We start from the raw sequence: 12,740 nt of genomic DNA on the forward strand, positions 1-12,740 counted from the left end.
ATTTATTGGATAAAAAACCAAAAAGTTGGATTAAGATAATAATAAATTGTTCTAACTTTAAAAAGTGAAAATAACCATATAAAACCGTGTAAATAAAGTCATTAAAACTAATAAATCCGACACTTTTACTATCAATTAATTTATAATAACAACGCCATTAAAATAACCACAAGCATTAATGTCACAATAATCATTAAAAATAACCAACAAACGATAGTCAAAATATCTTGATAAAAAAAGAACGCAATTACTTTTAGTATAATAGCCGCTACCTCTTTTCCTCTAAAGAATAAAATGGCTATGATAAATATAAACCTTTCTTCATTAATTCAGCGTCTACACCCGATTGCAAAAGTAGCATTAGAAGACGCCGCTGCACTTGCAGTCTCTGAAAAAGCAAACGAAGTTCAAATTGAGCATTATTTACTGAGTCTATTAGAAAGGCCAAATAGTGATTTTGACGTCTTATTGAGTCATTTTGATTGTTCTGAGAACTTATTAAGACAATCGGTTCGATCCACACTCGACACCAACGCCAAAGGAAATGGCAGCAAACCTGTTTTTTCTGCTTTATTAATCGAATGGTTGCAAGAAAGTTGGCTGGTTTCTTCTTTAGATCTATCCGAAACACAAATCCGCTCTGGTGCCCTGCTCCTTACTCTTGTTAGCAATCCTCTCCGTTACGGCCAACATGGTTACGCCTCTATCCTTGAAGCGGTAAACCCTGACAGCCTTAAGCGTAACTTTGCAGAGCTAACAAGCCACTCTATTGAGGCGCAAGTTGCTACTTCAGAAAAAACACAAGCTCGTGAAGATGGTTCAGCACTGAGCAAGTTCACAACCGACTTCACTGGTAAAGCACGCAAAGGCGAAATCGACCCTATTTTCTGCCGCGACCAAGAAATCCGCCAAATCGTGGACATTCTTGCTCGTCGCCGTAAAAACAACCCTATTGCTGTTGGTGAACCGGGCGTTGGTAAAACCGCAGTAGTAGAAGGCTTGGCACTTAAGATTGTACAAGGTGACGTACCAGACAACCTCAAAGGTGTTGAGCTTTACGGCCTGGACATGGGTCTTCTGCAAGCTGGTGCAAGCGTAAAAGGCGAATTCGAAAAACGCCTAAACGCAGTATTGGATGAAGTGAAAAACTCGCCAACCCCTATCATTCTTTTCATCGATGAAGCACACACCCTTGTTGGCGGTGGTAACCAAGCGGGCGGCAGCGACGCGGCAAACTTGCTAAAACCAGCCCTAGCGCGTGGTGAAGTGAAAACCATCGCTGCGACAACATGGTCGGAATACAAGAAGTACTTCGAGAAAGATCCTGCTCTTGCGCGTCGTTTCCAATTGGTGAAACTCGACGAACCGTCTCCTGAGCAAGCAGCATTGATCATTCGTGGTCTGCGCCCAGCATACGAGAAGTCACATAACGTTTACGTGCGTGACGATGCTATCACTGCTGCGGCAGCACTTTCTGCTCGTTACATCTCTGGCCGTCAACTGCCAGACAAAGCGATCGATGTACTAGATACGGCGTGTGCACGAGTGAACATCAGCCTAAATGCCATTCCGGCGTCTGTAGAAACACTGCAACAAGAACTTGCAGCTCAACAACGCGAGCTTGAAGCACTTGAGCGTGATGCTCTGCAGCAAACTGGCGACAAGCACAGCCTTGCTAACATTCCAGACCTAAAACTGGCAATGGAAACAACGAAAGAAGAGCTAGCAGAACAAGAAGCACAATGGCACAAAGAAAAAGAGCAGATCCAAGAGATGATTGCTCTACGCTCTCGCTTACATGAACTGGTCTTTGGCGAAACAAATGAAGAAGAGCTTGTTGCAGACGAAGATTCAGAACAAGAGCAAGACGTTTCTCCATATGCAGAAATGGATGAAGAAGCCGTTCGCATTGCAATTTCGGCCTGCCAAGAACAGCTAGATGTAATCCGCAATGGCAACCCACTGGTTCACTTTGAAGTGGGCCCAGATGAAGTCAGCCATGTGATCTCGGACTGGACTGGTATTCCAATGGGTAAGATGCTTCAAGACGAAGCAGAAACCACGCTAAAACTGAAAGAAAGCCTAACACAAAGCATCAAAGGCCAAGAATACGCTATCGATGCACTGTCTGAAGGCATTCAAACCGCAAAAGCAGGCTTAGGCAACCCAGACGCACCAACAGGCGTATTCCTGCTGGTTGGCCCAAGTGGCGTGGGTAAAACCGAAACTGCTCGTGCAATTGCTGATCAAATGTTTGGTGGTGAGCGCTTTATGACGACCATTAACATGTCTGAGTTCCAAGAGAAGCACACGGTATCTCGCCTAATCGGTTCACCTCCGGGTTACGTAGGTTACGGTGAAGGCGGCATGCTGACAGAAGCGGTTCGTCAACGTCCATATTCTGTTGTTCTTCTTGATGAAGTGGAAAAAGCCGACCCTGAAGTGTTGAACCTGTTCTACCAAGTGTTCGACAAAGGCACGCTGAACGACGGCGAAGGCCGCACAATCGACTTCAAGAACACGCTGATCATCATGACCAGTAACCTTGCAACGCACGAAATTGAATCTTTGGTTCATCAATCAAAAGACATCGATGCGAACATCATAGCAGAAGCTATTCGCCCTACTTTGAACCAACACTTCAAACCGGCGCTGTTGGCACGTATGTCGGTACTGCCATTTGTTCCACTGTCTGATGAAGCAATGACTGAAATAATTCACCACAAGCTAAACAAAGTTTCTCAGCGTCTACAGAGCCATCACAAATTGTCTCTGAGCTACGAAGAAAGTTTGGTTGAGTTCGTACTAGGTAACTGTCGCCTTGCTGAAACAGGCGCGCGTAATATCGACGCGGTCATCAACCGTCAGTTGCTGCCGCAACTATCGACTCAGCTATTGGTGCATGACAAGGATGATTCACATACGCAAATCGAAGTGTCTGTCGATGAGCAAGGAACACTAACCTATGCGTTCAGCTAACCATAGCGAACTTAGTAACGCCCTACTTGCGATCAGTCAGTCTTTGGCTGATCGCAGCCAGCTTACCCAAACGTTGGATGCTGTGTTGACCGCTGCGAGACAAATGACCCTCGCAAAGCACGGCATCATTTACGTTTTGGACCAGACTGGGCAGGCGTTGATTCCAAGTACCGCTCACCATAACGATAAAACTATCGTTTCCCACCCTTGGGAAGCATTACAGTTAGACTCAGCCAGTGAGAACGACCCATTTAACTTTGCGATTCGTAATGGTGAAGTGGTGTTGATTAACGAGTTATACAAATACAACGGCTACGACTGTGAAAGCATTTATCAAACAGAGCAGACATTGGGACTAAAAAGCGAGAACTTACTGGCTTGGCCTTTGATTGATAGCGAAAGCAAAACCATTGGGCTGTTAGTCTTACTCGATTTGAATGTCATTGACAACGAGGCAGCCTTGACTGAGTTTTGTCGAATGGCAGCGAGTAACATTCGTCAAGCCGTTTGGTTAGAGCAATATGGGCAAGTGATTAAAAATCTCAATGCCGACAATCAAGCCCTAGTGCGCGAGAACACTCAGCTCAAAAAACGTACTCAGAAAGCCTATCAAGGTCCTATTGCAGAGAGCGAAGAAATGCTCAATGTCTTGAATCGTCTTGATAAGGTGCTATCTCTTCCTGTCGACGTTCTGTTGCGTGGTGAAACGGGCGCTGGTAAAGAAGTGATCGCGAAATACATTCACGAAAACTCTAATCGTTCAGAACAACCTTTGATCGTTCAGAACTGTGCGGCTATTCCAGAGCAGTTATTGGAATCTGAGCTTTTTGGGCATAAGAAAGGTTCATTTACGGGCGCAGACAAAGACAAAGTCGGTTTGTTTGAAGCAGCCAACGGCGGCACGCTTTTCCTAGATGAAATTGGCGATATGCCAATGCTACTGCAGGCAAAGTTACTGCGTGTACTGCAAGAGCGTAAAGTTCGCCCTATCGGTACCAGCAAAGAGATTGAGGTGGACGTTCGCGTTATCGCGGCAACACACTGTAACCTTATGCAGCAAATTAAAGATGGCGGATTCCGTGCCGACTTGTTCTATCGCTTGAATGTCTTCCCTATTACATTACCACCACTGAGAGCACGCAAATCGGATATTATTCCCCTTGCCGAACATTTCGTGCAACACACCACCAACACGCTAGGTTTGCCGCAAGCGCCAGGGTTAAGTGCCAACGTACGTAAACAGCTGCTTGCCTACCAATACCCAGGGAACGTGCGTGAGCTTAAGAACATCATCGAGCGCTCGGTGCTACTGTCCGATTTTGAAACCATTACTCACATTGAGTTTGGCGAACAAATCCCAGAAGATGTACCAAGTATCGACATGAAAGCAGCTTCACCTACCCCAGAGCAACCTGCTTACGAGCAGCAAGCACAAGCGGATTTAGAAGACGTTTCAAAGAGCCTTAAGGACGTTGTCAGCCAATACGAGCGTACAGTGATCATCGATTGCTTAAATGCGTGTAATTGGCACACCAAGAAGGCCGCTGAGCAATTGGCGCTGCCAATGAGCACACTCAACCACAAGATGAAGAAATACGACATTTCTGCAGCTGGTTGATGGGGGTTAAAAAGAAACTTCTAAATTCAGTATGAAGTGATAAGAAAAGAAAACCGCCCGAAGGCGGTTTTTTTGCACCTAGGAAGGGTTATCAAGTGACTTTTCCAAGGGCTTGGGTGCTTGAGTTACCGCAGGTTGTTTCTCAATCCAATCTTTCAACCATTTCTTGCGTTGAGATTCGTTATACTGCTTCCAAGTTTCAGCCGCAGACTTGTCTACGCCTTCCTCTGTCGACTCTTTCTCAATTAACCAAGGCATATCACTAAAGAAATTACCAGCCAAAGCACTATCCGCATTTAAAGAAGGAATAGAAATTACAGCATCACGACCAATATCATAGTCATCAGCTCCATTTAATCCGACTTGTTTTAGATGAGCAACCGAAAGCTCCAAGTTCGCTTTACCACCAATTACACCACCAAACGGTCTTAGACCTTTTAACCTAACTCCCGTTGGTGCAACATATTCCAAGTTAAACCTCATGCAGTACATCGTATAGTTTTTGCTCTTAGATAGTTCATTCTCTTTAGTGAGACTACCTACAGCTTCACCTATAAACTCACTCATGGCATCAACTTGTTCTCGATGGTTTTCGGAAATAGATTCAGTAAACATCCATTCTTCGTTTTTATAGGCAAACTCACCAATATGATACATATCGGTGAAGTAAAGAGGACCTTTAACTGGCTTGCCATCATTTCCGTCGAGCGCCAGTTGAATGCACATATTCACTGCTTCCCACGGCATACCCAAACGTTCATAAAGTGCTTTTTCATGACTTTCACCCAAAATCAGTACATAAATACTGGCAGGATCGTCTTTCTTTTTGTTTCCCCATGAGAAACCATCACGCCAGATATTATCAGCCGATTGGTACCACTTTCTTTCACTGAAAAAGTTCAAACCAGACGCTTTGGTGTCTATAGCCACCAATTGCTGTTTAATGCCATGAAGTATAGGGATGGTATTTTTGTCTCCCTCACCTGCCATTAAGGTAAAGCTCTCTACCATAAGGTCCTGTTCACGTAGACGCAGTTGCTGCTCTCCCAAGTAGGTATCAAGCAAAACCAGTCTAGTTTCTGTACTTAAAGCGCCAATCTGCAACTCATCTTCAGCATCATCAAACTTCTGCCCCAGACTGTACTCTTGTGGTAAGTAAAAACTATGTTGCCCTTGATTCGTTCTAATTCCCAAGCAGTAACGCATATTTTGGAAGCCTCCGCCTTTTACATAGCGCTTAAAGGAATCCGCTTCTGCAAAATAGTCGCTTGGCTGACCCGATATCGCTGCTCCGGAAACTGCCATACTGAACATTGCATCAGAGAACATTAGCTTTGCTTTAGAGGTCATTGGTTTCATACCGTCGATCATCACATCACCGAAGCGGAATGAGGGAATATGCTCAATAGCAATCAACGTAGCGCCGTCATCAATCCCCTGTTGCTTGTAAAAAGCACTTATTCGCCCATCAGGATCAGTTTTGAAGTCACTAACCTTCATTGGCAGCATCCAGTCACTGAAAGCTGGGCCTTTAATATTTTCGAGCCCGTCAACGCGATCGTAGCCAATCGTAACTGGCTTCGCATACTTGTGTTCTTTTTTAAGTATCAACTGCACTTTCACTTTATCGTATGGACCTAGGCGACTGTTGCTAGATTGCTGAATCCAACTATCATATGACATCCATTCTGGTTCATCACTTTCAGTATAACGAGCTGACTGAACAAGTATTCGACAATAGCCGATTTCATCTTTCTTTAACTCACTTCCCTGCGGGTTAAATGACTCGGTAAAGTTATCAAACATCGTTTCATTTGGGTGTTCAAACAACATGGTTTGTATCGGGAAGATTTGATTAAATGCACCTGACGCTTTAAAGCTATCCCTGTTTTCGGTTATAGAGAGATGAGAAACTTTGCTATTAGTTGTTATTGGAGCAGGCCAATGCTGCGCACCTTGTGGCATCTTTGTCGATAATTCGGTGTAGTACTCGTTATCACAACGGTTCTTCCAGTTAGCCGCTAAGGTGTTTCCTTTGATCGTATGTACAGACCAATCATCGCTCAAAATGTAGTTCTCAATGTATTCCTTCACCTTGTAACGCTCAACCAAAAACCTAAACGAGATATTAGAATTCCGTTTGGTTTGAGATCCTAGGTCAGCGAGTAATAACACTAAGCCATTAATAGCAAGCGCTCGTAGTTGGTAGCGTTTTAACACCTCCTTACGAACTTCTTCGCTCTCAAGGTGAGTAATGAGTTCCTGATAAGACCTACATTCAATACCTACATCTACCTTACTGCGTCGCAAATCGTTAAGTAACTCGATATGTATTTTTGCCAGCCTTTCAAGCTCACTGACAACCTCATGGCTTTGCTTTAACTCTTCTAGGAAGGAGTCCAACATTAAACTATCAATCACTTTCACCGCAGATATTGCTGTCTTTGACCCCTCTATGGCAAGCATAAACCCTCTTGCCGCAGGAGCTATAGCAGGAATATAGGAAGCGACGTCAACGACACTGTCAAAAATCGCCATTCGCAGTGCGACTTCTGCTTTATCTTGCGCAACCATCTCAGCTTCTAGAGCAAGCCTAGAGCGTTCCATTGCATGCGAGCCATAGCGACTGGGATGAAAGAATATGTTCAGGGATTGCAGGTAAATACGGATTACAACCCGACGGTTTTGTCTTAGATTAAGGTTATTGCGGTCGACTTTTTCACCTTGTTTGGGAACATAGACAGGTTTACTTTCACCAAAAGCGGCTACCGAAACACGACCTTCAAAAACAGGGAACTCCTTCATGAGCAGTTTTTTCGCATATTCTGCGCGCTCTGCCGAGACCTGCATATTTGCTTTCTCGGTACCGACTTGGCAAGCATGCCCTTCTATCTCTACTCTAAGGTTTGGCTCATTCTCTAAAACGTTGGCAAGAGAAGCAGCAAGCTGTTTAAATATAGGTGCATGCTCCTTTAACTCTTTTTCACGCGAGTTAAAGGCAAATTCTATTTTTATTCCTGCGCCTCTAGAGCTATTTACGAGAATGGCGTCAATCTGATTGCCAGATTGATCACGCGCATCTTTTAAAGCCTGTTCTAGTTTTTCTTCCTGGATATGGTTAGCTGTCTTCCAAACTGGAATTTGAGCAAGGTAGTCTTTTGTAACTTCTTCTGTTCCTTGCTCTGCTTTATCAACCTTTTTATTTTGATTAACCAGCTGTTTAGCTTTTTTATACAAACTAAGTGCTGTCAATCCCGTTCCGAAGCCATTAAAACCAACGGTTTTACCACCAGAAAGCCAAGCTTCCGCAACTCGCCCGGCAACCACACGTCGGTTACCCAGACGTGATTCTAAAGAAAGTGCAAGTGCGCTTGACCGAGCTTCATTGGTGTTAAAAACCTTATCGTGAAATAGCGCCTTCCAACCAACACCCGCGATAGTTGGAGTGTGGAGTTCCTGCAACTTATCAAGCGCTTCTTTCGTACTGTAAATACCGTAATACAATTCGCCCGCCGCTTTCATCGCAGGCGGCATCTCGGACTTAACTGCATCCCAATACAGTTTCGAGACGTTATTAAACACCGCTTGGCGGCCATCACGGTCTAAAGTGTCTTGCAAGCTACCGCTCAGCAGCCCTGCTCCTAGCTGAGCAGACACATCTCGGATATTCTTGAGTAACGCAATACTCCTTGAAGCTGGCGTATCGGCTGTTACACCTTGTACATTACCGTGAAGGTAATGTTTCATATTTCCAAAGTACTGAGGGTATTGATAAATCAAGGATTCCTCAAGGGAGATCATATCGCCACTGACAATGGCAAATTTCCCTAACGGAGTGCTTGAAGAAAAGGTAATCTGTTCACGTAGCTCGTAAGTATAGACTGTATCTAAGCCTTCAGAAAATTGCTGAATATGAGCGTCTTTAATGAACTGTGGAACACCATTTTTCATCTGGCTTGGAATAAATTCGACACGGATACTATATAAGCCTTCTTTAAAATCAGCAGGATCAACGTGAAACATCGCGCATGGATATTGCTTAGCATTTTCTTCTGAAAGCTCATCTTCAGGTAATGCCGCTTGTACTGAAGAGCCTATCGTTTTGTATTCCCCACCTTCTTTGGTTGAGTCAAACTTTTGCAAAGTAACCGTCGCACTTTCATAGCCTTGATCAGAAAAAACCACCGCGCAACTCGCCACAACAGGTAAAACGAAGCCTTTTAGTGTCTCTCCCGATTCACTTACATCTTCATACCACTTATTATATTCTGCCTGTTCTTCGCTGAGCCCCCCGTTCGCAGCTGGTTCGTAAGGCTTAGCCAATTGTTCAATGCTGACCTCTGTCAAGGTGAGTTTTGCTTCGCTGTTTTCCAACTGGCTACTCAACTCTGCAACTTTTGTAGCTAACTCTTTGGGGTTTAACTCAGAAAGTGAAGCTATTAAAGGCAAGGGCGGAAAGCGGAAAGTGAAGGTCTGCTCACCCTCTTTGGGTAGATCCCTACCTAACGCATGAATTGTGTGCTCTGGTGTCAGGACCTCAAAAGCCCCATATTGATCGGGCTTTCCGTTACCCAGTGAACATAACTTAAATTTATGGTCGGTAGCCCAAAGCTTAGGGCTATCGCTATCAGTGACGTTAAGCATCGGCACTTTCGCTAAAGGGCGAATATTAGCGATTTGTTTTCTTACCAAGCTTTCCTCTGAATGCCAAGATGGGAATTCAGTTGTTTTAGTTTGAGAGTTAAATTCCCCCTCATAATAAACACCAAACAAATAGTAATTTGCACACAAAGGTATCGCGTTACTGGTATCATGAGTGCTCACAGTTCATCCCCTTTAACAAAATCACCATTGTTGGCAAAGGCGTTGTAAAGAGAAGAGTTACTGGCACTATGGCCCGTCCCTATTTGCTCCCATTTTAAATAAGAACCAAATTCTTTATTTTCTTTTAGTTTACTGAGGATGGCCCGCGCCGCTCCATCCCGAGCATAATTCGCATCTTTACTCAAAATTTCAAAATAGCGCAGTTTACCTACCGCTCGCGGTACAATTTCTTCTTGTTGAAATGAATCCTGCTCGATATCAATTAGATAACGAAACTTCCTACTTTCACCCCAAGCGTACTTACCGTCTGGACTAATACTACGTTTGTTAAACTTATAATCACCCAGATTTTGTTCATCAGGATTAATTCCCGTGCTAAAGAGAAATTCGTCTTTTGCCTCATCATAAACTGCAACGCCAAAGTCGTTTAGTACGTATCTTTTTCCTTTTTGAATCACGGAATACTCATTAAACTCTGTGTCTACTTGCTGTTTGTCGCCTGTCGCTAAGGTGTACTTCCAGTCTTTAAACTTGTCTACGTAGTAAAGATAGCTGCTGTCTTCTGCCCATAGAAACTCTGGGTAGCCACGTGAACGACCTAGTTCAATATACTCACCCGTCTTAAGATCTTTAATTACTTTAAACATCCCTTCTGAGGCCGAATAGGCCAAAGCCAAGTAGCGATTATTTGGAGAGACACGCATTAGACGAACTTTGCCAACAAACTCATCTGCGACCAGACGCAAGTCCGTCCCATCCGTTTTGATACTCCACACTTTATCCCTTTGATCATAGTGGTCTTTCGCTTCATTTCGGGCGTTATCCCAACGAAACACTACACGTGGTAAATCATAAGAGCTTTCATTGGTGAGATCTTCACGTGGCCATTCTTTAGCTTTAAAAATAAAGTGTTTAGGTTTACCCGTCTCTTTGTCATAAATAACGTAATTGTTTTCTGTAATATAAACACGACCATCTTCCCACTGTTGAGCATTTTTTTCTGCGATTCGGTCTTGAACCGTCTGAGGTTTTGGCGCGTGTTGTTCTGGTTCCTTGGCTGATTCTTGATTACAACCAGATAAGACCGCTAAGGTAATCAAGCATAATGTATGACGTAGGTTCATCTTATATTCTCTTCGTTATCTTTCTCGATCGCGTTTAATAATGTGACAACGCAACCCGAATAAGTTGTTTTGTTAACTTGGCTGATCTTTTTTCTTGTAAGCCAGTAAATCCGCAATGGGTGTTTGAGCAAAAATGACCGTTTTATTATCTCTTCCGTGATGACTATTGCCCTGATAACCACGGAGAAGATCCACTTCTTTAACCTCTGCAGGCCAACCAGTAAAACGAATCAACCTAGAACCATTCTCTTTTTTTATACATTGGCGCAAGCACACTCGCTGCGACCAATCACCATCGCTTTGCCTTAACTCAAAGTAATCATCTGACTCGTCCAGCGTCGTATAGCCCGGATATTCGAAAACTATCTCGACAGATTTAAGTAAATACACGACCGCTACATTTTTATTTAGCTGGCTTCGTAACATTGCGTATTTTTCAGGTTTTGAGGTCGCAGCACTTGGTAATACTGAGAGCAGACGAACAGAACCGTCTCCAATTTTAAAGCTTTTCTCACTGCTATAATGGTTAAGATCAGTGACTTTTATGGCCTTGGTTCCGGGATCACTTTCTAGTTCAGATAGTTCACTCTCGCTCAATCGTTTACTGTTATAAGCCAAATATACTTCTTGAGGCTCACCTTTAATCTTGTAAGGAAGCCATATATGCGGGAGAGGGTAACCTTGCGCGCTCCGCTCCACTGGGCTAGAAGCATTAATAGGGCTCAAATTTGTTTCAATCTTTTCTTTGATTTGTGGTTCATAGCCTGTCATGACTATCTCAACTTCTTCCTCAACTAAGTTGAACACTCGAGCCTCTCCAGAGCCATTCAAAGAGCCTTCACTTACCACCTTGCCGTTCTGCACGATTTGGAAAGGCTCATAAGCGAAAACACCGCCTGTTTCAGGATTGGTCATATAGATATCGGCGTGCCTTTTGGGTCTAGAGCCTTCACGAACACTATTAATGTCCGTATCTGAAAAGTAACCATTTTCCGTAATTGCCACTTCGCGCCAAATTTTATTGTTCCAAACAACATACACGTAGCCTGATTTAAACACTTCTGCAGCTTCATCTGATTTATCGCTACTAGGGAAGTGCAGCGGAACCACAGGCACCAACACGTTATCCCACTCATCCATCTGAGTTTCTTTATCAACGGGTTGCAGGTCTTCGGCGAGTTTAAGCAGGATTGGCTGAGGCTGGTCAGTGCAAGGGATTTTGATATAGAGCGTTTTGCCCTCAGCTTCGAGATCTTTAAATGTCGCGAGGCTGCGGTGTTTGTTTTCTGTATCAGCCTTGCCTACAGTCACTTTTTCTTTTTGATTTTCCGTTTTTCCCAACATCAAACATGCCACGTTGCTAGACCACTGCCCTGCAAACTCGACAACGATTTTTTGATCTGGACTTGGCTCAGAGGGGACATGCGTGTAACTACGAACTAAAGCAACATCGTCGGTAACCTGCTTGTATCCTGCTTTAAAAGCTTTGCGTTCATTCGAAGCAGGTACAGAGTCAACGAGTGATTTAAATCTAGGGAAGCTTTGCAGCTGAGAGTCCGTCAATGGCGACCGACGTGCAACGGTAGATAATGACACCCAATTGCCTTTTCCCAATTCGATTCTTATAGCAGCTAGCAATGCGCTGGTCGTTTTTTTGGCAGAGATGGAAATCTTTTGCGCCAACTCTTTAGGGAGGTTTCTAAGGATGTCATCTGAATTTCGCAAACGCGAAAGCTGCCCTATACACTCGTCCGGTGTAAGAACATAAGATAGCTCGTTGGAGGATAGCTTCGAGCTAAGTATAAATTTGCAAACTAAATGCATTTGAATTCTCCACAACCAACATCGTAAATATGGCTGCGGTGACAATTAAGCTGATAAGGCTTACAAGTACGATTTGGTCTGCGTATCCTACTTACTTAGCCATTTATTTTCAACGAGATAGAAAAATCGCCCGAAATCAAAAACACCAAAAAAATGGTGACTTTTGCTATCAAAACATGCGATTTGACCACAACAAAAGCCAGTAACATCACCCACTCTGTCAAAATGGTAAAATCTTACTATCTAAAAAAATTTAATTTATGGACTGAAGTTAACAAAAATCGTAGTAACGTGCGCTTCAGGTAAGCACGAGGAAATTCAGAAGTTTATGAGGTGCCCTCCTCAGCAACAAACAACAAATTGACTGTTAC

Annotated in this window: 5 protein-coding genes; 2 read left to right on the forward strand and 3 right to left on the reverse strand. The window is 43.7% G+C overall.

Annotated elements, in window-relative coordinates; translation table 11 throughout:
- The first annotated feature begins 300 nt into the window (after window positions 1-300).
- Together tssH and R7E51_RS00490 are read left to right on the forward strand one after the other, a co-directional pair.
- Window positions 301-2,979 carry a type VI secretion system ATPase TssH gene (tssH, locus tag R7E51_RS00485; RefSeq protein WP_206957784.1) on the forward strand — a complete coding sequence of 893 codons (2,679 nt, stop codon included), beginning with the start codon at window positions 301-303 and terminating at the stop codon, window positions 2,977-2,979.
- Window positions 2,966-4,597 carry a sigma-54-dependent Fis family transcriptional regulator gene (locus R7E51_RS00490; protein WP_017820382.1) on the forward strand — a complete coding sequence of 544 codons (1,632 nt, stop codon included), beginning with the start codon at window positions 2,966-2,968 and terminating at the stop codon, window positions 4,595-4,597. The genes tssH and R7E51_RS00490 overlap by 14 nt, the downstream gene beginning before the upstream one ends.
- 78 nt (window positions 4,598-4,675) lie before the next feature.
- Here the strand turns inward: R7E51_RS00490 and R7E51_RS00495 are convergent, their stop codons facing one another.
- From R7E51_RS00495 to R7E51_RS00505, 3 genes are all read right to left on the reverse strand, one after another.
- Complete coding sequence (locus tag R7E51_RS00495; protein WP_017820383.1) at window positions 4,676-9,421, reverse strand: OmpA family protein; 4,746 nt, start codon at window positions 9,419-9,421, stop codon at window positions 4,676-4,678.
- Window positions 9,418-10,545: a hypothetical protein gene (locus R7E51_RS00500; RefSeq protein ID WP_054577785.1), complete on the reverse strand. Its 1,128-nt coding sequence runs from the start codon at window positions 10,543-10,545 to the stop codon at window positions 9,418-9,420. Before R7E51_RS00500 ends, R7E51_RS00495 begins: the two co-directional genes overlap by 4 nt.
- Before the next feature lie 72 nt (window positions 10,546-10,617).
- Window positions 10,618-12,369, reverse strand: a complete 1,752-nt coding sequence (locus R7E51_RS00505; protein ID WP_206957785.1) for a hypothetical protein — start codon at window positions 12,367-12,369, stop codon at window positions 10,618-10,620.
- Window positions 12,370-12,740 lie beyond the last annotated feature (371 nt).

The organism is Vibrio sp. Vb1166 (assembly GCF_033338695.1).
GTDB classification, from domain to species: Bacteria; Pseudomonadota; Gammaproteobacteria; order Enterobacterales; family Vibrionaceae; genus Vibrio; species Vibrio alginolyticus.